At 70.1% G+C, this 26,380-nt stretch carries 23 protein-coding genes; 3 read left to right on the forward strand and 20 right to left on the reverse strand.

The genetic code is table 11. The annotated features are described in order from the left end of the window. Positions 1 to 119: 119 nt before the first annotated feature. Both AC3WOH_RS30765 and AC3WOH_RS30770 read right to left on the reverse strand, forming a co-directional pair. The gene (locus AC3WOH_RS30765) at positions 120 to 1,418 is read right to left on the reverse strand and encodes an ABC transporter substrate-binding protein (RefSeq protein ID WP_492233105.1); all 1,299 of its coding nucleotides are present in this window, start codon (positions 1,416 to 1,418) and stop codon (positions 120 to 122) included. Between the two features lie 69 nt (positions 1,419 to 1,487). After that, the gene (locus AC3WOH_RS30770; RefSeq protein ID WP_492233106.1) at positions 1,488 to 2,594 is read right to left on the reverse strand and encodes an ABC transporter ATP-binding protein; all 1,107 of its coding nucleotides are present in this window, start codon (positions 2,592 to 2,594) and stop codon (positions 1,488 to 1,490) included. Between the two features lie 279 nt (positions 2,595 to 2,873). Here AC3WOH_RS30770 and AC3WOH_RS30775 point away from each other — a divergent pair, with 279 nt between their 5' ends. Further along, the gene (locus AC3WOH_RS30775; RefSeq protein ID WP_492233107.1) at positions 2,874 to 4,007 is read left to right on the forward strand and encodes a GGDEF domain-containing protein; all 1,134 of its coding nucleotides are present in this window, start codon (positions 2,874 to 2,876) and stop codon (positions 4,005 to 4,007) included. A 4-nt stretch (positions 4,008 to 4,011) separates the two neighbouring features. Here AC3WOH_RS30775 and AC3WOH_RS30780 read toward each other — a convergent pair whose 3' ends face one another. Genes AC3WOH_RS30780 through AC3WOH_RS30790 form a run of 3 tightly spaced genes read right to left on the reverse strand, consistent with a single transcriptional unit; the run spans position 4,012 to position 7,042 of the window. Next, on the reverse strand, positions 4,012 to 4,866 hold the full coding sequence (locus AC3WOH_RS30780) for an HpcH/HpaI aldolase/citrate lyase family protein (protein WP_492233108.1): 855 nt from the start codon (positions 4,864 to 4,866) through the stop codon (positions 4,012 to 4,014). Further along, complete coding sequence (locus AC3WOH_RS30785) at positions 4,866 to 6,047, reverse strand: CaiB/BaiF CoA transferase family protein (protein ID WP_492233109.1); 1,182 nt, start codon at positions 6,045 to 6,047, stop codon at positions 4,866 to 4,868. The genes AC3WOH_RS30780 and AC3WOH_RS30785 overlap by 1 nt, the downstream gene beginning before the upstream one ends. A gap of 20 nt (positions 6,048 to 6,067) precedes the next feature. Then, positions 6,068 to 7,042: a tripartite tricarboxylate transporter substrate binding protein gene (locus AC3WOH_RS30790; RefSeq protein WP_492233110.1), complete on the reverse strand. Its 975-nt coding sequence runs from the start codon at positions 7,040 to 7,042 to the stop codon at positions 6,068 to 6,070. A 133-nt stretch (positions 7,043 to 7,175) separates the two neighbouring features. On the opposite strand from AC3WOH_RS30790, the gene AC3WOH_RS30795 reads away from it, so the two are divergent. Beyond that, positions 7,176 to 8,099 (forward strand): LysR family transcriptional regulator, encoded by a 924-nt coding sequence (locus AC3WOH_RS30795; RefSeq protein ID WP_492233111.1) that lies wholly within the window; start codon positions 7,176 to 7,178, stop codon positions 8,097 to 8,099. 7 nt (positions 8,100 to 8,106) lie between these two features. On the opposite strand, the gene cobT is transcribed toward AC3WOH_RS30795, so the two are convergent. The 15 genes from cobT to cobO all read right to left on the reverse strand — a co-directional run bounded on the left by cobT (position 8,107) and on the right by cobO (position 26,238). Beyond that, on the reverse strand, positions 8,107 to 9,162 hold the full coding sequence (gene cobT, locus AC3WOH_RS30800) for a nicotinate-nucleotide--dimethylbenzimidazole phosphoribosyltransferase (protein WP_492233112.1): 1,056 nt from the start codon (positions 9,160 to 9,162) through the stop codon (positions 8,107 to 8,109). A gap of 30 nt (positions 9,163 to 9,192) precedes the next feature. Continuing rightward, entirely contained in the window at positions 9,193 to 10,653 is a 1,461-nt protein-coding gene (locus AC3WOH_RS30805) for a cobyric acid synthase (protein WP_492233125.1), read from the reverse strand. Positions 10,654 to 10,688: 35 nt separating this feature from the next. Next, on the reverse strand, positions 10,689 to 11,087 hold the full coding sequence (locus AC3WOH_RS30810) for a DUF3037 domain-containing protein (protein WP_492233113.1): 399 nt from the start codon (positions 11,085 to 11,087) through the stop codon (positions 10,689 to 10,691). Then, entirely contained in the window at positions 11,074 to 11,859 is a 786-nt protein-coding gene (locus AC3WOH_RS30815) for a HipA family kinase (protein WP_492233114.1), read from the reverse strand. Before AC3WOH_RS30815 ends, AC3WOH_RS30810 begins: the two co-directional genes overlap by 14 nt. Further along, positions 11,859 to 12,926 carry an aminotransferase class I/II-fold pyridoxal phosphate-dependent enzyme gene (locus AC3WOH_RS30820; RefSeq protein ID WP_492233115.1) on the reverse strand — a complete coding sequence of 356 codons (1,068 nt, stop codon included), beginning with the start codon at positions 12,924 to 12,926 and terminating at the stop codon, positions 11,859 to 11,861. Before AC3WOH_RS30820 ends, AC3WOH_RS30815 begins: the two co-directional genes overlap by 1 nt. Continuing rightward, positions 12,923 to 13,924, reverse strand: a complete 1,002-nt coding sequence (cbiB, locus tag AC3WOH_RS30825; protein WP_492233116.1) for an adenosylcobinamide-phosphate synthase CbiB — start codon at positions 13,922 to 13,924, stop codon at positions 12,923 to 12,925. Before cbiB ends, AC3WOH_RS30820 begins: the two co-directional genes overlap by 4 nt. After that, positions 13,912 to 15,480: a PepSY domain-containing protein gene (locus tag AC3WOH_RS30830; RefSeq protein WP_492233117.1), complete on the reverse strand. Its 1,569-nt coding sequence runs from the start codon at positions 15,478 to 15,480 to the stop codon at positions 13,912 to 13,914. Before AC3WOH_RS30830 ends, cbiB begins: the two co-directional genes overlap by 13 nt. A gap of 28 nt (positions 15,481 to 15,508) precedes the next feature. Then, entirely contained in the window at positions 15,509 to 17,632 is a 2,124-nt protein-coding gene (locus AC3WOH_RS30835) for a TonB-dependent receptor (RefSeq protein WP_492233118.1), read from the reverse strand. Positions 17,633 to 17,698: 66 nt separating this feature from the next. Next, positions 17,699 to 18,100: a DUF1636 family protein gene (locus tag AC3WOH_RS30840; RefSeq protein WP_492233119.1), complete on the reverse strand. Its 402-nt coding sequence runs from the start codon at positions 18,098 to 18,100 to the stop codon at positions 17,699 to 17,701. Positions 18,101 to 18,122: 22 nt separating this feature from the next. Next, on the reverse strand, positions 18,123 to 18,845 hold the full coding sequence (locus AC3WOH_RS30845; RefSeq protein ID WP_492233120.1) for a vWA domain-containing protein: 723 nt from the start codon (positions 18,843 to 18,845) through the stop codon (positions 18,123 to 18,125). Next, a complete protein-coding gene (locus tag AC3WOH_RS30850; RefSeq protein ID WP_492233121.1) occupies positions 18,824 to 19,897 on the reverse strand; it encodes a magnesium chelatase ATPase subunit I in 1,074 nt (357 codons plus the stop codon). Before AC3WOH_RS30850 ends, AC3WOH_RS30845 begins: the two co-directional genes overlap by 22 nt. Further along, the gene (gene cobN, locus AC3WOH_RS30855; RefSeq protein WP_492233122.1) at positions 19,894 to 23,691 is read right to left on the reverse strand and encodes a cobaltochelatase subunit CobN; all 3,798 of its coding nucleotides are present in this window, start codon (positions 23,689 to 23,691) and stop codon (positions 19,894 to 19,896) included. The genes AC3WOH_RS30850 and cobN overlap by 4 nt, the downstream gene beginning before the upstream one ends. Positions 23,692 to 23,701: 10 nt before the next feature. Next, entirely contained in the window at positions 23,702 to 24,760 is a 1,059-nt protein-coding gene (gene cobW, locus AC3WOH_RS30860) for a cobalamin biosynthesis protein CobW (RefSeq protein ID WP_492233123.1), read from the reverse strand. Positions 24,761 to 24,805: 45 nt separating this feature from the next. Further along, complete coding sequence (locus tag AC3WOH_RS30865; RefSeq protein WP_492233124.1) at positions 24,806 to 25,690, reverse strand: ABC transporter substrate-binding protein; 885 nt, start codon at positions 25,688 to 25,690, stop codon at positions 24,806 to 24,808. Next, positions 25,690 to 26,238 carry a cob(I)yrinic acid a,c-diamide adenosyltransferase gene (gene cobO, locus AC3WOH_RS30870; protein ID WP_492233126.1) on the reverse strand — a complete coding sequence of 183 codons (549 nt, stop codon included), beginning with the start codon at positions 26,236 to 26,238 and terminating at the stop codon, positions 25,690 to 25,692. Before cobO ends, AC3WOH_RS30865 begins: the two co-directional genes overlap by 1 nt. Here cobO and AC3WOH_RS30875 point away from each other — a divergent pair. Next, on the forward strand, positions 26,125 to 26,380 hold a 256-nt coding region (locus AC3WOH_RS30875; RefSeq protein ID WP_492233127.1), incomplete at its 3' end, for a hypothetical protein. The genes cobO and AC3WOH_RS30875 overlap by 114 nt on opposite strands.

Here is a 26,380-nt window from a genome sequence, read left to right on the forward strand (position 1 = left end):
TGCCGAAGACCAGTGCTCCCGCGCAAGGGCCGCCCCGCCGCGCTGGGAGCGTCCCCCTCCCGAACCGCGCAGCGGTTCGAGAGAGGGGTGAAGGCGCGCAGCGCCTCAGGGGGTGCCTTCTATGCCGCGACGAACTCGTTCCACTTCTGGACCATGTAGTTGTTCTCGTCCATCAGCGCATTCCAGCAGGCAATGCCGCCCATGCGCGACTCGTAGCTGCCGCCGTCGCGCACCGCGCCGGACTTGGCCAGCACGTCGCCGTTGGGGCTCTTGATGTCCTGCGTCGCGGGCTTGCCTTCCATCCAGTAGGCCCACTCGTAGGCTTCCATCTTGGACTTGGCGGTGTCCAGCACGGCGCTGTAGTAGCCCTGGCGGTTCAGGTAGGCGCCGGCCCAGCCGTCCAGGAACCAGTTGATGAACTCATAAGCGCCATCGAGCTTGCGGCCCGACAGGGTGGCCGGCAGGCCAAAGCCGGCGGCCCAGGCGCGGTAGCCTTCCTTGAGCGGCTGGAAGTTGCAGGCGATGCCCTTGGTGCGCACGGCCGTGACGGCGGGGCTCCACATCGACTGGATCACCACCTCGCCCGACGCCATGAGGTTGACCGACTCGTTGAAGTCCTTCCACAGCGCGCGGAACTGGCCCTGCTTCTTGGCCTCGATCAGGGTCTTGATCGTGAGATCGATCTCCTTCTTGGTCATGTTGCCCTTGTCGGGGTACTTGTACAGGCCCAGGGACTCGACCACCATGGCAGCGTCCATGATGCCGATCGAAGGAATGTTCAGGATCGCGGCCTTGCCCTTGAACTCGGCGTTGAGCAGCTCGGCCCAGGAGTTGATGGGGCGCTTGATCAGGTCGGGGCGGATGCCCAGCGTGTCGGCGTTGTACACGGTGGGGATCAGCGACATGAACTGCGTGGGCGCGGTCGCGAACTTCTTGGACTTCTCGCCCTCCAGGTAGATCACCTTCTTGGGCGCGGTGCCCTGGTCGCCCACGGGCTTGCCGCCCACCATGCCGGTGGTGAACAGCGTGGTGATCTTGTCGGCGTTCTTGATGCGCTTGGTGTCGATGCCCTTCAGGTTGCCCGTGGGCACGATCTTCTTGAGCGAGAAGTACTCGGTGTCGATCAGATCGAAGCTGTTGGGCGCGGTCACGGCGCGCTTGGTCACATCGTCCGTGGTCACGGCCACGTACTGGATCTCGATGCCGGTGTCGGCCTTGAACTTTTCGGCAATCGCCTTGTCCTGGTTCACGGCCGTGCCCAGGTAGCGCAGCACGATCTTTTCCTGCGCATGCACGGCCGGAAACACGCCAGCGGCTAGGATACCCGCCGTGCCTTTGAGCAGCGAGCGGCGCTGCACACCGCCGGTGGTGTCGGATGCGGCAACAGCGGGGGAATCAGCACGAGAGTCGTCGGACATGGGAAAGCTCCTTGGGTTTGCGGGTGGAGGGTTGGGAAACAGACAACAACAACGGACAAAGAAAACAGGTCAGGCAGGCACCGCCTGCGCGGTGGCGGTGGCCACCGCCGGTGCAGCGGCTGGCGCCGCAGCGGGCCGGGTCAGCGGGTGGGCCTGCTCGGGCGTCCAGTGCAGTTGCACGCCCTGTCCTACTTCGTAGGGCTGGGCGGCAAAAGCGGCCTCGGACACCATCACCGAATAGGCGGCCGTGGCATTGGCCGACAGGGCCACGCCCTGCTTTTGCAGGCCCAGCAGCACATAGGTGCCCTGGTATTCCACATCGGTCACCACGGCCTGCATGTGCTGGGCGCCCCAGGGCAGCGGCATGCCCTGCGGCAGCACCTGCAGGTGGTCGGTGCGCACGCCGACCTTGCCATCGGGCGTGTCGATCACGTTGTGGCCGCCCATGAAGCGCGCCACAAATTCGCTGGCCGGGCGGTTGTAGACCTCATGGGGCGAGCCCACCTGCTCGATCACGCCGTGGTTCATCACCACCATGGTGTCGGCCAGGGCCATGGCCTCTTCCTGTGAATGGGTCACGTGGATGAAGGTCAGGCCCAGCTCCTTCTGCCAGCGGCGCAGCTCGGCGCGCATCTGGATGCGCAGGAACGGGTCCAGCGCGGACAGCGGCTCATCGAGCAGCAGCACGCGCGGCTGGGTGATGAGGGCGCGCGCCAGCGCCACGCGCTGCTGCTGCCCGCCCGAGAGCTCGGCCGGCTTGCGCTCGGCCAGGTGGCCCATGGCCACGCGCTCCAGCAGGTCACGCGCCTTGGCCTGGCGCTCGGCCTTGGCCACGCCCTTCATCTTGAGACTGAAGGCCACGTTGTCCAGCGCCGACAGGTGCGGGAACAGCGCAAAGCTCTGGAACATCATGGCCGTGCCGCGCGCGGCGGCGGGCAGGTCGGTGATGTTGCGGTTCTCGAGCAATATGTCGCCACTGGTCACCGACTCATGCCCCGCGATCATGCGCAAGGTGGTGCTCTTGCCGCAGCCCGAAGGGCCCAGCAGGCAGCAGTAGCTGCCGCTGGCGATGCGCAGGTTGATCGCATCCACGGCGGGCTTGCCGCTGGCATAGCGCTTGGTGAGCGCCACGATCTCGATGGCGGCCGGTGGCTGGGCAGGCGTGGTGTCTTGCATGCCTGGGCATACGCAAACCACGTGCCAGGTTTTGCGCACAATGTTTGGTGCAGTTTGTATACAAAATGCACCGTTGCTGTGCGCAAGCCCGCCCGGAGCGGGTGCAGGCGGCACCAAAATCGACCGCAGCGCCCGTCGCGCAAGCACCACATACGCCATTCGGCACCAACGCCGTTCCTCGGACAAGTGTCCTGCCGGTCCGGTCGCTGGCTATACTGCCTGTTCACGGAAACATTTCTTTACGTCCGCCCGCCCCGCGTTCCCCACCCTCCCCGCAGGATGACGAACCTCGACCCTCGCTCCATGATCGCCCTGGCGGGGTTCATGTCCGCCCTGATGGCCATCGTGCTGGCCTGCATGCGGCGCTACTATCCACCCCACATCCGGGGCATCGGCGCCTGGGCGGCGGCCCCCGTGTTCTGGCTCGCCTCCACCGCCCTGTTCAGCTCGCGCGGCCTGGTGCCCGACTGGCTAGGCCTGGTGGGTGCCAACACCCTGCTGGTGCTGGGCACCATGACCTACTACATGGGCACGCGCGCCTTCCTGGGGCACCGCCACACCTGGCGCATCTGGAGTGGCGTGCTGCTGCTGTGCCTGGGCGTCTTCACCTGGCTGTCTTACGGCTGGCCCAACTACGAGGCCCGGCTGACCTTCTTCACGCTGGTGATGTCGTGCATCTACGGCGCACAGCTGCGCTTTTTGCTGCGCTTTGGCGGCAGCAACTTTCCGGTGCGGCTGGTGGAGGTGGTGCTGGTGCTGCACCTGGCAACCCTGCTGATGCGCCTGGGCTCCATCTTTGCCGGGCATACAGGCGCCAACCTCATGGAGCCGTCGATCTACCAGAACCTGTACATCGGCGCCTACGCACTCACGGTGCTCATGCTCTCCATCGGCGCGCTGCTGATGGCTACCGACCGGCTGCGCACCGAGCTCGAGCACCTGGCCACGCACGACTCGCTGACCCCGGCGCTCAACCGGCGCGCGCTGCTGCAGCGCTGCGAGGAGGAGATCGAGCGCGCACGCCGCTACGGCGGCGGCCCCTCGCTGATGATGCTGGACCTGGACCACTTCAAGGCCGTGAACGACAGCTGCGGCCACCAGCACGGCGACGCCGTGCTGGTGCACTTCGTGGGCCGCACCCTGGCCGTGCTGCGCACGCCCGACCGCATGGGCCGCTATGGCGGCGAGGAGTTCATGGTGCTGCTGCCCGGTACCGACGCGGCGGCCGCACTCAACGTGGCGCGGCGCATCCACGCCACGCTGGCCGTGGGCCATGCGCTCGACTGCAAGGTGAGCATCGGCCTCACGCAATGGACCGGGCCCGAGGACACGCTGGATGCCATGCTCGCGCGTGCGGACGCGGCGCTGTACCGCGCCAAGGCGCAAGGCCGCAACCAGACCGTGGTCGGATAGCGCCTCAGGCCCGCTCCACCAGGCGTGCCGCCAACGCCAGCACGGGCGCATCGACCATGCGGCCATCGAGCCGGAACACGGCACCTCCATGGATGGGCGCTGCCTCCAAAACGCGCCTGGCCCATGCCAACTCGTCCGGCCCGGGCGCAAACGCCGCCTCCACCGGCGCCACCTGGGCGGGGTGGATGCACAGCTTGCCGCCAAAGCCCATGCGCCGGCTGCGTGCCGTGTCTTCGGCCAGCCGCGCCAGGTCGTCCGTGGCCGTGGTCACGCCATCCACCGGCGCGGCCAGCCCGGCGCGGCGCGAGGCGCGCACCAGCGCCAGGCGCACGGGCAGCAGCTCCGCCTCGTCGGGGCCGCATTCCATGCCCAGATCGACCTGGAAGTCGAGGTGGCCAAAGGCCAGTCGCACCACTTGCGGGGCCCGGGCCAGGGTGTCAAGCGCATCCAGCCCGGCATTCGATTCGACCAGCGGCACCAGCAGCCCCTCTGGGCCGAGGCCGCTGGCCACGGCCCGAAGCACCGCGGCTGATTCGGCCTTGGCCACCATGGCCCCCGCCAGGCCCTGGGCCACGCAGGCGGCCACCGCGGCCACGTCGTCGGCATGCCAGGGGGTGCCCGCGGCATTGGTGCGCACCAGCAGACGAGCGCACTCGTCCGGCTCCAGGCCCTGCACGGCGGACAGCAAAGCGGTGCGCGCCGCAGCCTTGTCATCGGGTGCGACTGCATCCTCCAGGTCCACGACCACCGCGCCCGCACCACTGGCCAGGGCCTTGGCAATGCGCTCGGGCCGCGTGGCGGGGACGAACAGGAAGGTGGTGGCGCGGGCAATGGCGCCTTGCACTGAAGGCACGCCCATCAGATGGCCTTGCTGGCGCGCAGTGCGGCCACTTGTTCGTCATTGCGCCCCAGGGCGCGCAGGATGGCCTCGGTGTGCTCGCCCACGGCGGGAATCGGGTCCATGCGGTAGTCAAAGCTGCTGTGCGCACCGGGGGGCAGCAGGGCGTCCAGCGGACCTTCGGGCGTTTCCACCTGCTGCACCCGGCCGCGCGCCTGCAGTTGCGGGTGGGCCCAGACCTCGGCCATGGTGTTCATGCGCGCGTTGGCAATGCGCGCCGCCTCCAGCCGCTCGATGACCCCGGCGGCGGTGAGCGTGCCGAACACCTCGAGGATCAGCGCCTTGAGTTCGGCGCGGTGCTCGTTGCGCCGGGCATTGCTGTCGAAGCGTGGATCATCGGCCAGTCCCGGCTGCAGCAGCACATGCTCGCAGAACAGCTTCCACTCGCGCTCGTTCTGCAGACCCAGCATCACCGTGCCGCCGTCGCCGGCCACGAAGGGGCCATAGGGGTAGATGGTGGCGTGCGAGGCCGCATTGCGCGGCGGCGGCGTAGCGCCGCCATAGGCGTAGTACATGGGAAAGCCCATCCACTCGGCCAGCGATTCGAGCATGGAGACGTCGATGCGCGAGCCCTGCCCCGTCTTCTCGCGCTGCATCAGCGCGGCCAGCACGCTGGTATAGGCATACATGCCCGCCGCAATGTCGGCAATCGAGTTGCCCGACTTGCAGGGCTCCTCGGGCGTACCCGTCACCGAGAGGTAGCCCGCCTCGCTCTGGATCAGCAGGTCATAGGCCTTCTTGTCGCGGTAGGGTCCATCGCAGCCGTAGCCTGAGATATCGCAGACGATGAGGCGCGGGTTGTGCACCTGCAAGGCCTCCCACGACAGGCCCATGCGCGCGGCCGCGCCGGGCGCAAGGTTCTGCACAAGCACGTCGGCCGTGGCCAGCAGCTCCCACAGCACGGCCAGGGCCTCGGGCTGCTTGAGGTCGAGCGTGAGGCTTTCCTTGGAGCGGTTGACCCAGACGAAGTGCGAAGCCATGCCCTGGGCGCGCGTGTCGTAGTCGCGCGCAAAGTCGCCGCCACCCGGGCGCTCGACCTTGATGACGCGCGCACCCAGGTCGGCCAGCTGGCGGGTGCAGAACGGGGCGGCGATCGCATGTTCGAGCGACACCACGGTGATGTGGTCCAGGGGGCGGGTCATGGCAGTGCTCTTCAACTCAGTCAATCAACTGTCGCGCCGGAGGTCTTGACCACCTTGGCCCACTTCGTGAGGTCTTCCTGCAGCAAGGCGGCAAACTGATCAGGCGTGGTCTTGGGCGCGATCTCTACGCCCTGCAGCTCCAGCTTGTCGCGCAGGTCCTTGGCCGCCAATGCGGTGGCCATGCCATCCTGCAATTTGGACTGGGTGTCGGCCGGCAAGCCCGCGGGAGCGAACAGGCCAATCCACAGCGTGCCGTTGTAGCCGGCGACGGTCTCCGCGATGGTGGGCACGTCGGGCAACACGGGCGAGCGCGTGGCGCCGCTCACGGCCAGGGCGCGCAGCTTGCCGGCCTTGATGTGAGAAAGCGCCGACGGCATGCTGGCGAACACGATGGGCAACTGGCCGCCCAGCACGTCGTTGATGGCCGGGGCCACGCCCTTGTAGGGCACATGCTGCAGCTGGATGCCGGCCATGCTGTTGAGCATTTCACCGAGCAGGTGGTTGAGCGTGCCGTTGCCAGCCGATGCGTACTGGTAGTGGCCAGGCTTGGATTTCGCCAAGGCCACCAGGTCCGCCATGGTGCGCGCAGGGAACGATGGGTTGACCAGCAGCACGTTGGGCACGGCGCCGATCAGGCCCACGGGCTTGAAGTCCTTGACCGGATCGAAGCCCGGGTTTTTGAACAGCGCCGGGTTGATGGCCTGGCTGCTGCTGATGGTCATGAGCAGGGTGTAGCCGTCCTTGGGCGCCTTGGCAACGAGCTGCGTGCCGATGTTGCCGCCCGCGCCGGGCCGGTTCTCCACCACGGTGGCGCCGCCCAGCACCTCGCCGAGCTTCTGGCCCACCAGGCGGCCCACGATGTCGTTGGTGCCACCGGCGGCCTGGGGCACGACCAGGGTGATGGGGCGGTTGGGGTAGCTGGCCTGGGCGGTGGCCAGCAAGGGTGCGGCCAGCAGGGCAGCGAGGGCGGTGCGGCGCGAGGCGGTGAACTTCATGCGGTGTGTCTCCAGCGTGTTCTCGGAAAGAGGCGCATGTTCGCCCGCCAGACCGCTTCGCACAATCACGCATTTCGGAACCGGGCCTTCGGAATTCACGAAACCTCGCGACCCTGGGCGGTACCATGGTGCCATGCAGTTCGACCTGACAGACCTGCGCCTGTTCGTGCTCACGGCCGAGCAAGGCGCCCTCTCCCGTGCCGCTGCTGCGCGCCACCTGTCACTGGCAGCAGCCAGTGCGCGCATCAAGGCCCTGGAGGAACAGGCGGGCATGCCCCTGCTGTACCGCGAGGCGCGCGGCATGCGCACCACACCCGCGGGCGAGGCCTTTCTGCACCATGCGCGCGGCGTGCTGCGCCAGACCGAGCAGTTGCGCGCCGACCTGCAGGAGTACAGCGGCGGCCTGCGCGGCCATGTGCGCGTGTTCGCCAACACCACGGCGGTGACGGACTTCATGCCCGATATCCTGCCCGCCTTCCTCGCCGCGAACCCGCGCGTGAACGTGGAGCTTCAGGAAACACCGAACGCCGAGATCCCGCGCGGCGTGCGCGACGGGCGGGCCGACATCGGCATCGTCGCCGGCCAGGTGGACACGCTGGGCCTGCATTCCATCCACTTCAGCACCGACCGCCTGGCCCTGGTCGTGCCGCGCGGCCACCGTTTTGCGCGGCGCAAGCGCATGGCCTTTGCGCAGACACTGGACGAACCCATGGTGGGTATGCACCCGGCCAGCACGCTGCAGACCTTTCTGGCCCAGGTGACCGAGCAGCTCGGCCAGCCGCAGAAACTGCGCGTGCAGTTGTCGAGCTTCGACGCCATGTGCCGCATGATCGGCGCCGGGGTGGGCATCGGCATCGTGCCCGAGAGCGCCGCGCGCCGCTACCTCGATCCCATGGGCCTGGTGCTGATCGACCTGGAAGACGCCTGGAGCGTGCGCGAGCGCTATATCCTGGTGCGCGAGGAGGGGCGCATACCGGCGTATGCGCAGGCGCTCATCGACCTGTTGCGCGCACACCACCAGGCCCCGGCCGAAAAACCCATGCGCCGCAAGCGCTGAGCTGCGTTCAGCTCTTGTTGTCCACGCCAGCTGACTCGAAGCTCGCCATCTCCGCCAGCACCGCGCAGGCCGACTGCAGCAGCGGCCAGGCAAGCGCTGCGCCCGAGCCCTCACCCAGGCGCAGGCCCAGATCCAGCAGGGGTTCAGCCTGCATTTGCGCCAGCATGAGGCTGTGGCCACGCTCGCCCGAACGGTGGGCGAACACGCAGCGCTGCAGCACAGCCGGCTGCAGGCGGCTGGCCACCAGCACGGCGGCGCAGGTGATGAAGCCGTCGACCACGATGATCCGGCGCTCGGCCGCGGCCTGCAGCACGGCGCCCACCAGGGTCGCGACCTCGTAGCCGCCCAGTGCGGCCAGTGCCTCCAGCGGGCTGGTGGCTTCGGCATTCACGTCCAGTGCCTGCTGCAGCACGGCGCGCTTGCGCTCGATGCCGGCGGCATCCAGCCCCGTGCCGGCACCCGTCACCTCGGCCAGCGGCAGGCCGGCCAGGCGCGCCAGCAGCAGCGATGCGACCGAGGTGTTGGCAATGCCCATTTCGCCCAGCAGCAGCGCATTGCCCGGCAGCACCCGCACCACCTCCATGCCGTTGGCGATGGCCTGCTGGCACTGTTCGGCCGTCATGGCCGGGCCCACCGAGGCGTCGGCCGTGCCGGGTGCCACCTTGCGCAGCAGCAGCTGGGGCGCGCCCTCGGTGGCCACGCGCGGCGCAATGGGCTTGGCCACGCCGCAGTCCACCACGGTGAGGGCCAGGCCGTGCTGGCGCGCGAGCACGCTCACGGCCGCGCCGCCGGCCAGGAAGTTCTCCACCATCTGCCAGGTCACGTCGCTCGGAAAGGCCGATACGCCGCGCGCGGCAATGCCGTGGTCGCCCGCGCAGACCAGCATCTGCGGCTGCACGAGGGCGGGAGCCTCTGTGCCCAGCACCTGACCGATGCGCAGGGCCAGGGCCTCGATGCGGCCGAGCGAGCCCAGGGGCTTGGTCTTGAAATCGATGGTGTGCTGCAGGCGCGCGGTGAGGGCGGCGTCGGTGAGGTCGGCAATGGCGGGGATGGCAAAGGACATGGGGATCGTCAAAAGGAGAAGTGAAAAGAATCAGGCCACCAGGGCTTGCAGCACGCCAGGCTCGAAGTGCGCATCCACGACGCGGGCCAGGCCCTCCATCACGGCGTCGAGCGTGGGCACGGGGGCCGCGCCCTCGCGGCCGAACAGGGCCTGAAGCGCGGCCGGGTCTTCGAAGAGGCCGTGCAGGTAGAGCCCGAGCACATTGCCCGCGCCGTTCTGCCAGGCCAGGCCCGGCACCACTTCGCGCGCCACATCGCCGCCGGCCGCCATGGCCGGGTGCTGGGCGGTCTGGCCATGGTGGATCTCATAGCCGCTGGCCTGCACGCCCGACAGCGGCGCCCAGGCGCCCTGCACCGCACCGAACTGCGCGGTGCTGCGCCGCACGGTCTTGGCGGGCTCGAAGGTGGTCACCAACGGCAGCAGGCCCAGGCCGGGCGCGTTGCCGTCGATGCCGGCGGTGTCGATCAGCGCCTCGCCCAGCATCTGCAGGCCGCCGCACACGCCCAGCACGGTGCCGCCCTGCCCTGCATGCGCGGCAATGGCCTCATCGAGCCCCTGCGCGCGCAGCCAGGCCAGGTCAGCCGCCGTGGCCTTGGAGCCAGGCAACACGACCCAATCCGTGGGCTTCAGGCCCGCCAGCTCGGCCGGGCTGCGCGCCCAGACAAGGCGCACGCCGGGCACGTTCTTGAGCGGCTGGAATTCGTCGAGGTTGCTGATGCGCGGGTAGGCGATGACGGCCACCGTGGTGTGCACGGCCCCGGCCGCGGTGCTGCGGTCGTCGAACACGCCGTCTTCCTCGGGCAGGCCGTGGTGCCACTGCATGGGGATGGTGGCCACCGTGGGCACACTCGTCATCTCCTGCAGCATCTGCGGCGCCGGGGCCAGCAGCGTGGCATCGCCGCGGAAGCGGTTGAGCACAAAACCGTGGATCAGCGCCCGCTCGTCCTCGGGCAGCAGGGCCCAGGTGCCGTAGAGGTGGGCAAAGGCACCACCGCGGTCGATGTCGGTCACCAGCAGGCAGCGCGCGCCACTGTGCCGCGCCACGCGCATGTTCACCACATCGCTGGCGTGCAGGTTGATTTCGGCGGGCGAGCCCGCGCCCTCGATCACCACCACGTCGTTCTCGGCCCGCAGGGCATCGAGCGCGGCAGCAATCTGCGGCCACACGCGTTCGCTGCGGCCGCGCCAGGGCAATGCTGTCAGCTCGGTGCTGACCTGGCCGAGCAGCACCACCTGGCTCTTCGTGTCGGCCTCGGGCTTGAGCAGCAGCGGGTTCATGCGCACGTCGGGCACGGTGCGCGCCGCTATCGCCTGGAAGTATTGCGCGCTGCCGATTTCGCCGTTGCCATGGTCGCTGGCCACCACGCGCGCGTTGTTGCTCATGTTCTGCGCCTTGAAGGGCGCCACCTTGTAGCCCTGGTTGGCGTACCAGCGGCACAGGGCCGTGGCCAGCCAGCTCTTGCCGGCGCCGCTGGTGGTGCCCAGCACCATCACGCAGTGGGCGAGCTTCGCAGAGGGCGGTGCAGTCAAGGCAGGGGCCGCACCATGCGGTCCATGATGTGTTCGAGCGCCGCCGCTGCATCGGTGCAGCGCCCGGTGTGCGCCGGCGAGGTCTGGATGATGGCGCTGCGCTTGGCCGTGAGCCAGTGGAAACGCTGGCGGAAGGGCAGCTGTGCGATCGGCCCGCAGCCCGCGTCCCCCGCGCAGATGGCGACGATGGCCGCCAGGTGGCGGCGCACGGTGTCGATGTCCACGTGCGGGTCCATGGCCAGCAGGCGCTCTTCATCGAGCGCGATGGCGGCCTGCAGAAAGCCGCTTCTCTGGCACGAGAGGATCACGCCCGCGTTGATGAACTCCTCGCGCTCCACGCGCGGCACCACGCGCACGACCGCGTAGTCGTAGACCAGCACCTCAGCCGCGGGCATCGATGGCTCCCTTCACCCAGGCTTCACGGCCGGCCAGGCGTGCGCAGAAATGCCCCACATAGGCCTGGCGGTGGCTGGCCGGCTGCGACAGCGGGCCCTCGGTGTGCTCGGCCCCGGCCAGGGCCAGGAACTCGTCGGGCACGTCGGCCAGGATGCCGGCGAGCACCTCGCGCGTGAGCAATGCGGCCAGCTCGGCATCGACCTGGGCAATGGCCGTGGCGCGGTGCAGCAGCACGTGGTCGGCAATCGGCGCGAAGGCCTTGGCCGGCTGCGCCACCGCGCCGTTCCAGGCGTGGTGGAAGGTGAGCGAGGCGCCGTGGTCGATGAGCCAGGGCTTTCTGTGCCACATGAGCAGGTTGGTGTTGCGCGCGGTGCGGTCCACGTTGGCCACCAGGGCGTCGAACCAGACCAGGCGCGAGGCGAAGTCGTCGCTGACCTCGTCCACCGCGGGATCGAAGTTGAGCGCGCCCGAGAGGTAGTCGAGCCCCACGTTGGTGCCGCCGCTGGCGCGCACCAGGTCCTGGATCTCGGGGTCGGGCTCGGTCTGGGCCAGGGCCGGGTCGAGCTCGGCCAGCACGATCTCGGGCACGGGCAGGCCGAGCGCCCGGGCGATGCCGCCCGAGATCATCTCGGCCAGCAGGGCGCGCACGCCCTGCCCCGCGCCGCGGAACTTGAGCACGTACAGGCCCAGGTCGTCGCCTTCGACCACGGCGGGCATGGAGCCGCCTTCACGCAGCGGCGTGACATAGCGGGTGACGGTGATGGTTCGCATCAGGGAGTGTCGCTTTCTTGGGGTTGTGCGCCAGATCGTACGGCCAACCAGGCCTGGCACAAGGCGTCCTGCGCCTCGGGTGCCAGCACCCCCATGCGGACCCCGCCGGGCAGGCCGAACGAGGTGGTGTCGCGCAGCTTGATGCCGGACACGCGCAGGGCCGCCAACGCGGCCGGCAGATCGGCGCACGCGGGCTGGGCGCAAAAGTAATTGGCCAGGCTGCCCGCATGCACGGGCCAGCCCAGGTCCAGGCACAGGGTCATCTGGCGCTGCTTCCAGTCGCGCAGCACATCGAGGCTGTGCACCAGCCAGCGCTGCACACCGGGCTGCACCCAGGCTTGCAGCAAGGCCACACCATGCGCGCCCACGGCCCAGGATGGCGCCAGGGACTGCAGTGCCTGCACATCGCCATCCGCCCCCTCGGGCGCCACGGCATAGGCGGCGCGCACGCCCGTGAGGCCCAGGGCCTTGTTGGGCGTCCACAGCTGCCAGGCATGCCGCAGGTCGGGCAGCGCGGGCCGGCCGGCCCAGGGCCTGGCACCGCCCAGCTGCAGCGGCGCATAGGCGCAATCGAGCACGCGCAGCGCGGCATCGCCGCGCCCGGGCATGGCAACCCAGGCGGGCAGCACCAGGTCTTCACGGCCCAGGGGACTGGAGGGCTCGCAGGCCCATTGCAGGCCCGCAGCCGTGTCCCCGACGTCGGTGCGCCGTGCCAGGGTGAGTCCGCGCGCCAGCGCGGCCTGGGCATAGTCGCCATAGCTGTGCAGCGGCAGCAGCGCCTGCACGGCACCCTGCTGCACGGCGAGCGCGGTGATGCGGTGGATGAACTCGCTGGAGCTGGCCGCCAGCACGATGCGCCTGGCCGCCACGCCGTGGAAGGCGCCCAGCGCCTCGCGCAGCGCCGTGTAGTGCGGGTCGGGGTAGCGCGCGGCATCGGCCTGCTGCACGGCCTGCAGCGCATCGGGGCAGGGGCCGCAGGCATTGCTGTTGGTCGAGAAGTCGTGCGCCGGCGCCCCCTGCGCATCGGGGCCGCCGTGGTGGTGCAAGGCGCCGGTCTGCCCGCTCATGCGCCCACCCACGTGGTGAAGATGGTGATCAGCATGTGGGCGCCCACGCCCACGGGGATCAGCGCCAGCGCCAACAGCGTGCCCAACTTGGCAGCCCGGTGGGTGTCGAGCGGACCGGGGTCGCGCGCGTCGGCGTTGAGCACATACACCCCGGGCTTGGCCAGGCGCACGCCCAGCGCCAGCGCCATGGCCGCCATGGGCCAGCCGCTGTTGGGCGAGGGGGTGCGGCGCGCCAGGCGCGCCACCGTGGACAGCTGCACCCCGCGCCCCAGCACGGCCAGCAGCAGTGCGCTGATGCGCGCCGGCAGCCACGAGAGCACATCGTCCGCACGCGCCGCCCACTTGCCGGCCCATTGCCAGTAGCGCCCGCCGCGCATGCCCGGGTAGCCCCACATGGCATCGGCCGTGTTGGCCAGGCGGTAGAGGGCAGCACCGGGCAGGCCCAGCAGCACGAACCAGAACAGCGGTGCCACCACCGAGTCGTTGAGGTTCTCGGCCAGCGACTCGATGGCCGACTCGCGCACCTGGCCGGCCGTGAGCGCGCTCACATCGCGGCTCACCAGGCGTGCCAGCTGCTCGCGGCCCTCGGGAAGCGAGCGGGCCAGCGCCGCCTCCACCGCCAGCACCTCGTCGTGCAGCATGCGCCAGGACAGGAGCGGCTTGAGCAGCAGCCCGAGCAGCGCGGCCGCGATCACGTCGTGAAAGCGCAGCGCCAGCCACTGCAGGCCCCAGGCCGCAGCCATCACCGTGGCCGCCAGGGTGCACCAGGCCAGGGCCATGGACCAGAAGGCCCGCCAGTCGTTCGGCACGGGCGACAAGGGCGCCCAGCGCTCACCGCACCAGCCCAGGGCCTTGCCCATCCACACCACGGGGTGGATGGAGGCCGGCGGCTCGCCACGCCACCAGTCGATGGCCAGGGCCACGAAAGGTGCCCAGATCAGCGCGCGCAGGGCATCCCATTGCGTGCCGGGCAGCAGCAGATCGCTCAGACCGTCCATGCGCCCCCCGAAGAGTCACCCACCACGCGCCGCGGCTTCGCGCTGGGCACAGGGCGGCGTCGCGCCGGCACGAACACGCGCCAGGCGATCACGCACGAGGTGATGCACAGCGCGATGCCCAGCAGCGACAGCCCCACCACCAGAGCGGTGCGCAGCAGCGGGCGCGCCAGCAGCGGCGCGAAGTCCAGGCTGTGCAGACCGTTGTAGAGCACGCGCTGCCAGGGCGTGGTGGCATCGGCGCGCAGCACGATGCGGGCAGAGGCGGGGTCGGCGTACACGGTCACGTCGTCACCCGCCCAGTGGGCTCGCCAGACGGGCAAGGGCCGGTTGAAGGATGTGGATGCATCATGGTGGCGCGCATAGTACAGCCCGTCGTACTGCGTGAGCTGTTCGACGGCCGGCGGCGGGCTGCCGGGGCGCAGGCCCTGCAGGGCCGCGAGCACGGCCGCATCGGGCACGGCCCAGGCCAGCGTGGCCTCGGGCCCGTCGGCACGCACCAGGCGCTGCACGGCGCCCTCACCCTGCCCGCGCACCCGGTACCAGGCCTGGCCGGCAATGCGCAGCGTGTCGAGCTCCAGCGGCACGATGCCGTCGGCCGCCGCCAGCGCCACGGCCTCGGCCGGGCCGCGCGCCATGCGCGGTGCCTCGCCGGCCCACTGGGTACGTGCCTGCGGATCGGCCGCACGGCCGGTGAACACGCCGAACGGGTTCATCGACATCAGGCCCGAGAACATCCAGGTGAGCGTGAACACCGCCGCCACCAGGCCCAGGATATGGTGCCAGCGCATCCAGAATTTTCGGTAGGGAATCCAGCGCCGCTGGTTCAGGAACAGCTGCCAGATGCCCAGAGCGATGCCCGTGGCCGCCAGCAGCACACCGGGGATGGAGAGCCACACCACCACGTGGTGCCAGGCCTTGGGGAACTGGCGCAGCACCGTGGGGTAGATCCAGTGCGGCACGGCGCCCAGCCAATTCCAGAAGCGCTCGGCACGGCGCGTGTCGCGCACCACCTCGGCGGCGCCGGGCGATACGTAGAGCTCCAGCCCGTCATCGCCATCGAGCAGCACCTTGACCAGCGGGCGGTGCGCATCCAGACCCTGGGGCACGGTCCACTGGTCGCGCTCCAGCCGCTCGGTACCCGTGGCACGCCGGCCACTGAAGGCCTCGGCCACGGCGGCGGCCTGCACATCATCGAGCGGCGGCACCAGCGCGCCCGTGCGCGCATCCACCGTGTGCCAGCGCGGGCGCGGCGCAGCAGCGTCGCCGCCAACGGCCGCCGTAGCCTGCATGCGCCACACGGGGGCATCGCCGAGCATGCCCAGGCGCGCTTCGCCCGCCCCCGGGCGCAGGCCCGCACGCTCTGCCGCCTCGGGTGCGGGCAGGCAGCAGCCGGCCGGCAGCGCCAGTGGTGGCAAGGCCGCCAGCCGCTCGGCCTGCGTGAGACTGGGAAAAGGCACGTAGTACAGCACCACCCCGCTCGCGACCCACATGAGGAAAAACAGCGCCAGCACCACGCCCAGCCACTTGTGCACAAAGATGACGAGCTTTTTCAGCATGCGCCGTTCTCCAGTCGCTCCAACCGGCTCAGAACGTGGCGCGGGCCGTGAGCTGCACCGTGCGCGGCGCGCCCAGCAGCCAGCGGGTGTTGGCCGTGCCGGCGAGCGCGTAGTCGCGGCTGGCCAGGTTCTTCACCGACAGGCCGAGCTTGAGGTGGCGCGAGTAGTCATACGCCAGCGAGGCATCGAACACCGCATACGACGGCAGCTTCGTGGTGTTGGCCGTGTTGCCCTGGCGCTCACCCACATAGCGCGCACCGAAGCCGGCCTGCCATTGCGGCAGGAAGCGGTACGCGGTCCAGATGCTGGCCGTGCGCTCGGGCACGCCGGTGGGCGTCATGCCGTCGCGCGACACCAGGGCGCCCGAGACCAGTTCCTTGAAGTCATCGTAGCGCGCACGCAGGAAGGCGGCGTTGGCATCGATGGTCCAGCCGCGCAGGGGCTCGGCCGCAAAGGCCAGCTCGATGCCGGTGGAGGACTGCTGGCCGATCTGCTGCGTGATGGTGGGGTTGCTGGCATCGCGCGAGAGCAGGTTGCGCTTTTCGATCTTGTACAGCGCCACCGTCCACTCGCCGCGCAGGGCGGGCACGGCGCCCTTGGCGCCGACTTCCACCTGGCGGCCGCGGGTCAGATCGAAAGTGTTGCCGCCACCGGGCAGCGAGAGCGCACCCGACAGCGGATCGGTGCCGGTGCCGAACTGGCCGTAGAGCGACAGTGCCTCGCTGGGCGACCACACGGCGCCCAGGCGGCCGGTGACGGGCGAGTATTTCTTGAGCATGCGCACGCCGCCGCGCAGGTCGGTGGTGTCGAGCTCCATGTGGTCGCTGCGCAGGCCGGCGACCAGCTTCCACTCCCTGGAGAGGTCGAGCACGTTCTCGGCGAACAAGGCCGTGGTCTTGAGCTCCGACGCCCGGCCAGGAATGGTGGGCACGGGGCTGATGAAACCGCCGGGCGCAAAGTTGAACGGGTCCACCGTGCTCGCGCCGCCATAGGGCGAATTGTTGGTGTGCACGAGCTTGGTGCGGTACCAGTCCAGGCCCACGATGAAACGGTTCTTCATGCCGCCCAGGTGGCCGTTGAAGGCCGCGTCGAAGCGGTTGCCGGTCTGCTCCTGGTCGTGCAGGATCTCCAGGTAATCGCTGCGGTTCACGGCCGTGCCAGCGGCGTTGAAGGCATAGGCTTCGGCATTGCGCCAGTGGCGGTCGGTCGTCAGGTGGTAGGTCTCGTTGCGCAGGCGCACACCGGCGGCGGCTTGCCAGTCGACCTTGGCGCGCCAGACGCGGTCATCGTACTTCACCACCGCATCGGCCACGTTGAAGTTGGTGCGGCGCAGGCGTTCATCGAGCACGCCATTGCGCAGTGGCGTGCCGAAGTAGCGTGCATCGTCGTTCACGCCGCCATCGGCCGAGAGGGTGATGTTCAGATCGCGGCTCGGGCGCACGGCCAGGGCCAGCGCGTAGTTGTGGCGCTGCGTGTCCATGAGGGCGCGGTAGCCATCGCTCTTTTCCGCGTCGAGGTAGACCGAGTAGGCCAGCACATCGTTGATGGGGCCGCGCAGGCCCACGCCGCCCTGCGCCGTGCCGTAGGAGCCCACGGAGAAGAAGGCCTCGCGCTGCGCGGTGTCGAAGCTGGGGCGCTTGCTCACATAGTTCACGGCCGCACCGATGGCGCCGTCGCCGTACAGCACCGAGGCCGGGCCGCGCAGCACCTCGACCGACTCCATGGGCCAGGTCGAGAACGGGTAGGTGATGGTGCCCGAGGCGACGATGAGGCGCGTACCGTCCACCATCTGTGCCACCGAGTTGTGGCCGGCAAAGCCGCGCGCCACCAGGCTGGTGCCGCCGTTGCCGGGGGCTGGCGCCTCGGTAATGCCGGGCATGCGCACGGCCACGTCCTGCGCGCGCGTGAGGCTGCGCTCGGCGATGTCGGCCGCGCCCAGACTGCTCACGCTGGCCGGGGTTTCACGCGCCGTGAGGCCCAGGCGCGAGCCCGTGGCGCTGGGAGCATCGAGCGACAGGGTGCTGCCAGACGCAGTCTGGGTGTCCGTGACCTGCACGGCGGGCAACTGGGCGGTGGTGGACTGGGCATGGGCTGCCGTTTGCGCGATGCAGGCCAGCAAGGCCAGGGACAAGGGGGTGAGATGTCGGTGCATGGGAAAGGAAACTCCAAAAGGCAGAAACAGGAAAACGCGAGAACGAGGGACAGATGCGTTCCTGGATCAGCCCGTAGGGTTCGCACCCAAGGGCGGCAGCCGGGCCACGATGCCGCTCTTGAGGCGCGCGGGCCGTTCGTTGCGCTGGAGCATGCCGTCGCTGGCACGCGCGTGCATGGCGCCGCACTCCAGCACGTGGCGGGCGGTCTCTTCATCGGGCTTCAGGTCGCCAAACACAAAGGTGTATTTGCCCGGCGCCTGGAAGGCCACGGAGCAAGCACGCCCGCAGCTGCTCAGGCAGGCCACGCCGCGCACGCGCACCTGGGCCCAGGCGCTGGCATCGTCACCCAGTTGGGCCATCTGCACGGCCTCGAACAACAGCTCGCCATCGGCTGGCAGCTCGCGCGAAGCGCCGGCTGGGCGGCAGGTGGTGCAGACGATCACATCGGTGGTCATGGAGTCGGACATCGGGAAAGGCTCGTTGTTCTTTTCAGGAAGAAAGGGGTTCGGGCAGACGGTGCTCAGCCTGCCAGCGCGCCGCCCAGGCCGCGCAACGGCCCACAGGGCGCAGCGGATCGTCGAAGTCCACCAGCACGACCTGCGTCGCCGCGGCCGGCGCAGCAGGCTGCTCCAAGGTGCGGCCATCGGTCAGCAGCCACAGGCACGAGCGTGCGCCTGCGCCGCGCTGGCGCCGTGCGGTGCGCAGCAGGCGCTCGGCCTCGGCCAGACCCGCCACCAATGGTGTGCCCCCACCGCCACCCAGGGGCCGCACACGGGCCGTACCGGCCGTGCGCGCGGGGCCCGGGGGCAGCAGCAGCTCCACCCCCTGACCACCAAAGCACAAAAGCGCCACCTCGTCCCCCGCCCGTGCGGCCTGCTCGATCAGCCGCGCCGCATAACCCTTGGCCCAGGCCAGTCGCCCGCCCTGGCGCATGGAGCCCGAGGTGTCCAGCGCGATCAGGTGCAGGCAGGGCTGCACGGCACTGGCGGGCCGGCGCCGCACATGCGCCGCCTGCAGGCGCGCCGGGCCCTTGGCCGCCAGCGTGCGCAGCCAGTCGATGCCCAGGCCTTGGTCATCGGCGGGCCGGGCCACGGGCTGCGGTGTGCGCAGCCAGGCGTTGCGGGGGGCTTGCCACCGCCAGCCTGCGCTTGCCTTGGTGGATGGACCAGGAATGCGCGGGCCGGGGTGGCTCAGGCTTTTTTTGGCGGCCATGCCCCCGTGCTGCGCACCCGCGCCATGGCCTGCGGCTCGGGTGGCAAGGCACCCCAGTCGCCCTCGGGCGCATTCTGGCCCGATGCTGCAGCGCCCTGCCCACCTGCGGGTGCCGGGCTGCGGGCGGACGACGGTGGTTGCGCTGCGGCCGAAGGGGGTACCGAGCCCGCCGCGGCGTTCTCGGTGCGGCGGTGCGCCAGCGCCAGTTCGGCCACAGCGTCCACATCCTGCACGCGCACGCTGCCGCGTTGCTCCAGCGCGGCCAGCGCACGCGCCGCGCGCAGCATCACGAGGTCGGCGCGAATGCCGTCGACACCCGCCTCCAGCGCCCGCTGGGCGGCGTACTGCACCACCTCGTCAGTCCACGCCAGAACCGCCAGGGCCCCGCGGGCGCGCGCCACCGATTCCGCCAGCCCGGCCTGCGCGGCGGCATGCTGCGCCACCATGGCCTCTGGGTCCATCTCGAAGGCCAGGCGCGCGCGCACGATGGCCTGGCGCACGGCAGGGTCCGTGGGGTTGGCCAGCGCCACCGACAGGCCAAAGCGGTCCAGCAGCTGCGGCCGCAGTTCGCCCTCTTCGGGGTTCATGGTGCCCACCAGCACGAAGCGCGCCGCATGCTGGTGCGACACACCGTCGCGCGCCACGGTGTTCACGCCGCTGGCGGCCACGTCGAGCAGCGCATCCACCAGCGCATCGGGCAGCAGGTTGACCTCGTCCACATAGAGAACACCGCCATGCGCGCGTGCCACCAGGCCGGGCGCCAGGCGCACCTGGCCGTCGCGCAGCACGTCTTCGAGGCTGAGCGTACCCACCAATTGCTCCAGGCTGGCGGCCAGCGGCAAGGTGATGAAGGGAGCATCGGGCAACAGTGCGGCGAGCGCCCGCGCCGAGGTGGACTTGGCCGTGCCGCGCGGTCCGCTGATCAGCACGCCGCCCATGCCGGGGTCGACAGCGGCCAGCAGCAGCGCCAGTTGCAGCGTGTCGTGGCCGACCAAGGCGGTGAAGGGGAACACGATGGAAGGCACGGGGGCCAGAGAAATGGTCGTCGTCATGTCAGAGGTCCTTCGCCTTGGGTCTCCAGGCGGTGTTCGAGCGCCAGCAGGTGCTGCTCGATGCGCTCGCGGTGCTCACCGGGCTCGGCCCACAGGCCGCGCTGCATGGCTTCGAGCAGGCGCTCGCCCACGCTGCGCAGGGCCAGTGGGTTGTGTTGCTGCAGAAAGGCGCGCGTGTCGTCGTCGTGCAGGTAGGCATCGGCCACCAGCGCGTACTGGTGGTCGGCGACCACGCCCGTGGTGGCGTCGAAGGCGAACAAATAGTCCACCGTGGCCGCGATCTCGAACGCGCCCTTGTAGCCGTGGCGTTTCACGCCATCGATCCACTTGGGGTTGACCGCGCGCGAGCGCACCACGCGCGCCAGCTCTTCACCGAGCGTGCGGATGCGCGGCGCACCGGGCACGCTGAAGTCGCCGTGGTACAGCGCTGCGGGCGCTCCGGCCAGTTGCTGCACGGCCGCGGCCATGCCGCCCTGGAACTGGTAGTAGTCGTCGGAGTCGAGGATGTCGTGCTCGCGGTTGTCCTGGTTGTGCAGCACCGCGTCCACCGCCGCCAGGCGCTGCTCGAAGGCCGCGCGCGCCGCCTCGCCATGCTGGCCCTGGCCGTAGGCAAAGGCCCCCGCACGCAGATAGGCCTGGGCCAGGTCGTCGGCCGTGCTCCAACGGCCGCTGGCCATCACCTCCTGCAGGCCGGCGCCATAGCCGCCCGGGCGCGGGCCGAACACGCGCCAGGTGGCACGGCGCTCGGCCTCCTGCGCATCCATGCCCTTGGCCTGGGCCTCGGCAGCCTCGCGTTGCACACGCACGCGGATCGGGTTCACCTCGTCGGGCTCATCCTCGGGCGAGATGGCCGCGACCGCACGCACGGCGGCATCGAACAGGTCGATCACGCCCGGGAAGGCGTCGCGGAAGAAGCCCGAGACGCGCAAGGTCACGTCGATGCGCGGGCGGTTGCGGATCGCCATGGGCAGCACCTCGACGTCCACCACGCGGTGGCTGCCGGGTGCCCATTTCGGGCGCACGCCCAGCAGGGCAAAGGCCTGGCCGATGTCTTCACCGCCCGTGCGCATGGTGCTGGTGCCCCAGACGGACAGGCCCACTGCCGTGGGAAAACTGCCATGGTCCTGCAGATGGCGTTCCACCACGCGGTCGGCCGCCAGCGCGCCCATGCCATAGGCCGTGGGTGTGGGCACGGCACGTGTGTCCACCGAGTAGAAGTTGCGGCCCGTGGGCAACACATCGGGCCGCCCGCGCGAGGGCGCACCGCTCGGCCCCGGGGATACGAATCGGCCCGCCAGGCCGCGCAGCAGCTGGCCCATCTCGCTCGGGCCGCAGGCATCGAGCCGGGGCGCGAGCACCGTGCGCATGCGCGCCAGCACCTCGGCGGCCTGCGGCCACTGCGCCGCGTCGAGGGGAGCGGCGTCGGCGAGCAGGTGGCGCTCCACGCACTGCGCGGCCAGTTGCTCCAGCCGCTCGCGCGTGTGGCCCGTGTGGCGCCAGGGCTCGTCGCCCAGGGCCTGCAGCGCGGCGGGGCGCGGGCCCGTCCAAGGCGCGGCCCATTCGGGGTTGAGGGGGTCGAAGTCCACCAGGCCCATGTCCTGCGCCAGCGCCACCAGCAGGCTGCCCTGCCCTGGCGCCACGCCCCCGGGGAAGCGCGCCAGCGCTACCAGCGTGTCGGTGCGCTGGCGCCCCTCGGGCGAGCGGCCCAGGATATGCAGACCATCGCGGATCTGCGACTCCTTGATCTCGCAGAGGTAGGCATCCAGCCGCTGCAGCAGCGCCTCGCGCCCGGCGTCGTCGGCCGGCGGGGCAAAGCCCAGCTCCTGGTGCAGGCCGTGCTGCAGCACCTGGTCGAGGATGCCCTGGCGCAGCAGCCGGGCGCGGCGCGGGTCCAGCGACAGGGCCTCGTAGTACTCGTCCATCGAGCGTTCGAGCTGCTGCAGCGGGCCGTAGGTCTCGGCGCGTGTGAGCGCGGGCATCAGGTGGTCGATGATGACGGCCTGCGTGCGCCGCTTGGCCTGGCTGCCCTCGCCCGGGTCGTTGACGATGAAGGGGTACAGGTGCGGCAGCGGGCCCAGGATGGCATCGGGCCAGCAGTCGGCGCCCAGCGCCACGCTCTTGCCCGGCAGCCATTCGAGGTTGCCGTGCTTGCCCACATGCACCACGGCATCCACCGCGAACACGCGGCGCAGCCAGAAGTAGAAGGCCAGGTAGCCATGGGTAGGTACCAGGTCGGCATCGTGGTAGGTGGCCACCAGGTCCAGGTCGCGCCCGCGCGCAGGCTGTATGCCCACGAAGACATGGCCCAGGCGCACGCCAGGCACCATGAAGCGGCCGCTGCGCACCATGGGGTCTGCACCGGGCGGGCCCCACAGCGCGTTCACCGCCGCCTGGTTGTCGGCAGACAGCGCGGCAAAGTCGGCCAGGTAGTCGTCCATCGCCAGGCTCTGGCCCGCGGGACGGTCGGGGTTGGCATCGAGGTTGTTGGTGACGCCGTCCACCAGTTGGGCGATCAGCGCGTCGCCGCTGGCAGGCAGCTCGCCGGTGGTGTAGCCCGCATCGCGCAGGGCCTGCAGGATGAGTACCGTCGAAGCTGGCGTATCGAGGCCCACGCCATTGGCCAGGCGCGCATCGTCGTTGGGGTAGTTGGCCAGCACCAGGGCCACGCGCTTGCCCACCGGTGGCTTGCTGCGCAGCGCGCACCAGCGGCGCGCGAGCTCGGCCACGAAGGCGATGCGTTCGGGATCGGGCTGGTAGCGCACCACATCGACCTCGGTGCGCTCGCAGCGCCAGGCCAGGCCCTTGAAGCTGATGGCGCGCGCGCCGATGCGCCCGTCCACCTCGGGCAACACCACCTGCATGGCCAGGTCGCGCGGCGCCAGGCCATGCGGGTCGTCCTGCCATTGCTCCTGCGAGCAGCCGGCGGTGATGAGCTGCAGCACGGGGGCATCGCCGGCCAGGGCCACCGACGGGGCCTCTTCGCTGCCATCGATGGAGGCCACGGCAAAGCTCGTGGCATTGAGCACCACGGCCACGCCCTGCTCTGCGGCCAGGGCCTGCAGCGTGGCCAGGCTTTCGGGGTTCTTGAGCGAATCGACCGCCACAGCCAATGTGTTGAGCCCGGCCTCGGCCAGCGCTGCCTGCACGGCATCGAACACCGCCGTATTGCCTGCCTGCAGGTGCGCGCGGTAGAACACCAGCATTGCCACCGGCGCACCGGGCATCCAGGGCGCGGCCTGCGCGGGGATGTAAGGCATCGCCGGCGGCAATGGCCGCGGTGCGGGCGGGCGTGGGCCGATGCCGAAGGCCGCATGGCCGATCAGCGCAAAGAACGCCAGCGCATTCTCGCGCCCGCCCTCGCGCAGGCAGCGCCACAGCTGGTGGCATTCGGCCGGGCTGGCGGTGCTGCGCATCAGCAGTTGCGGGTCTTCCACGTTGTCGCCCGAGAACAGGGCCAGCCACTGGCCATAGCGTGCCGCCAGGGCCTGGGCCTGCTCCACCACATAGGCCCAGTCGCTCGGGCTGCCCAGGTGGTCGATGACGACCACGCGCGCATGGCGCAGCACATCGTCCACGTACAGGTCGGTAGACGCGGGCTGGCGCAGCCACATCAGGTTGGCCAGGCGCACGCGCGGGAAACCCTCCCCCAGGCTGGCCGCCGCATCGGACAGCAGCGACAGCGTGGTGTCGGCCGCGCTCAGGACGACGACGTCGCCCGGCGTCTGCTCCACGCGCACCAGACCCTGGCCCCCGTCTTCGACGTAGCCACCGGGGCGTGTGGACAACAGATGCATGCGGCGGACCTCAGGCGGCGACTGCCGACAGCGCCGACTGCACCTCGGCCTGCAGGGCCGCGGCATCCAGGTGGTCGCCGATCACCACCAGGCGCGTGGTGCGGGTGTCGCCGGCACGCCAGGCGCGGTCGAAGTGGCTGTCGAAGCGCTGGCCCACGCCCTGCACCACCAGGCGCATGGCCGCGCCCGGCAGGGCCACAAAGCCCTTGATGCGGTAGATCTCGTGGCGCTGCACCAGGGCGACCAGGGCATCGACCAGGCGCTGGCGGTCGGTCACGTCGAGCGTGATCTGGACCGACTCGAATTCGTCGTGGTCGTGGTCCTCTTCCTCGTCGTGGTGGGTCTTGCGCGCGTCGATCACGTCTTCCACCGCGTTGCCCAGGCCCAGCAGCACACCGGGGTCGATGCGGCCATGCTGGGCGTGCACGAACTTCACGCCGGGCAGGGTCTCGCCGCGCACGATCTCTTCCACCTTGGCCAGGGCCTCGGCATCGAGGCCATCGGTCTTGTGCAGCACCACCAGGTCGGCGGTGGCGAGCTGGTCCTCGAACAACTCGTGCAGGGGCGATTCGTGGTCCAGGTTCTCGTCGGCGCGGCGCTGGGCGTCCACGGCCACCGGGTCATCGGCGAACTGGCCGGCGGCCACGGCGGGGGCGTCCACCACGGTGATCACCGAGTCCACCGTGAACACATTGCGCAGCGCGGGCCACTGGAAGGCCTGCACCAGCGGCTTGGGCAGCGCCAGGCCCGAGGTCTCGATGACCAGGTGGTCGATCTGGTCGCGGCGCGCGGCCAGCTGCTCCATCACGGGAGCGAATTCTTCCTGCACGGTGCAGCACAGGCAGCCGTTGGCCAGCTCGAACAGTTGGCCGTTCTCTTCGCCGTTTTCGTCGCAGCCAATGCCGCAGCTGCGCAGCAGCTCGCCGTCGATGCCGAGCTCGCCGAACTCGTTGACGATGACCGCAATGCGCTTGCCCTGTGCGTTGGTCAGCAGGTGGCGCAGCAGCGTGGTCTTGCCGCTGCCCAGGAAGCCGGTGACGATGGTGGCGGGAATCTTGTTCACTTGCATGGAAGGAATCTCCAGTCGGAAAAATCGGTGTGAAAGAACTGCGGTTCAGCGCAGCACTTGAGGAAGGCCGGTGAGGCAATCGACCAGCATGTGCGCCGCCTCGCCCAGGCGCGGACCGGGGCGCGAGAGCAGGTCCATGCGCTCGGCATCGAGCTGACAGACCTGGTGCTGGCGCAGCGCCTTCATGCCGGACCAGCCGGGCCGCTCGGCCAGGTTCATGAGCGAGGCCGCCGGGCCGATGACCAGGTCGGGCGCACCGCGCACCACCATCTCGGAGCTGACGCGCGGGAACAGCCCCATGTCCCCTGGCACGATGTTCACCAGGCCCAGGCGCGCGATGGTTTCGCCGATGAAGCTGGCCGCACTGGCCGCCGTGGGGCCGACGCCCACCTCGACGTACACGCTGCGCCCGCGCAGGTGCGCCGGCATGCGGCGCGCCGCGGCGTCGAGCTCGCGCTCGATGCGCGCCACCAGTTCGGCCGCGCGCGCCGACTCGCCCAGCGACTGGCCCACGCTGAGCAGCATGCGCTTGAGGTCGGCATGGGTGCGCGCATCGAACACCTGCACCGGCACGCCCAGGGCGGCCAGGCGCTCGCCTGCGCGGCTGCGCGGGCCCAACAGCACCATGTCGGGCCGCAGGGCCACGATGCGCTCGATCTGCGCGTCCTGCAGGCCACCCACCTTGGGCAGTTTGGCTACGGTGCCGGGCCAGCTCGAATAGCGGTCGGTACCCACCAGCTCCGCGCAGTGGCCCAGGGCGCAGACGGCCTCGGTCAGCGACGGGGACAGGGTGACGATGCGGTGCTGTTGCTGCGCCTGCGCGATCGGCGCAGCCAGGCCGCCCAGCAGGCCGAGCACGGCCAGCGCCGGCACCGTGGGGTGCAGGCGGCTGCGGGTTGCCAGCGGAAGGGAAACGGAGGGGCTGCCCATCAGTCCTCGATGCCGCGCTGGGCAGGCACACCGGCCTTGAAGTGGTGCTTGACGAGCGTCATCTCGGTCACGGTGTCGGCCAGCTCGATCAGCTCGGCCGGGGCATTGCGGCCGGTGAGCACCACGTGCACGTGCGGCGGGCGTTCGCGCAGGCAGGTGAGGATGGTCTCCAGCGGGATCCAGCCATAGCGCAACGGGTACATGATCTCGTCGAGCACGACGAGGAAGTGCTCGCCCGCGCGGATGGTGGCCTCGGCCTTGGTCCAGCCGTCCAGGGCCAGTTGGGCGGAGTGGTCGAGGTCGCGGCTCTTCCAGCTGAAGCCATCGCCCAGACCTTCGATGGGGATGCCCAGTTGTTCGAACAGGCGGTGTTCGCCGAACCTCGCCGTGGGGACCTTCATGAACTGGTAGATCTTGACGGTTTTGCCTCTTCCATGCGCTCGGATGGCGAGGCCGAAGGCGGCGGTGCTTTTGCCTTTGCCGGTGCCGGTGTGGACGAGCACAAGCCCCCGGCGTTCGCCTTGGGGTTTGGGGGTGTCGCGGAGGATAGGGGGGGATTCGATTTGCATTTCTCTGCTCTGCCGGTGGTCGTGGTTGCTGCTTGCTCGTGTTACGGGCGGGAGCCGGGTCTCGGCCCGGCGGCCGAGGTACTTGTTCTTTGCTTCGCCAAAGAAAAGTACCCAAAAGAAA

This window comes from Acidovorax sp. FW305-C-20-28, assembly GCF_058783375.1.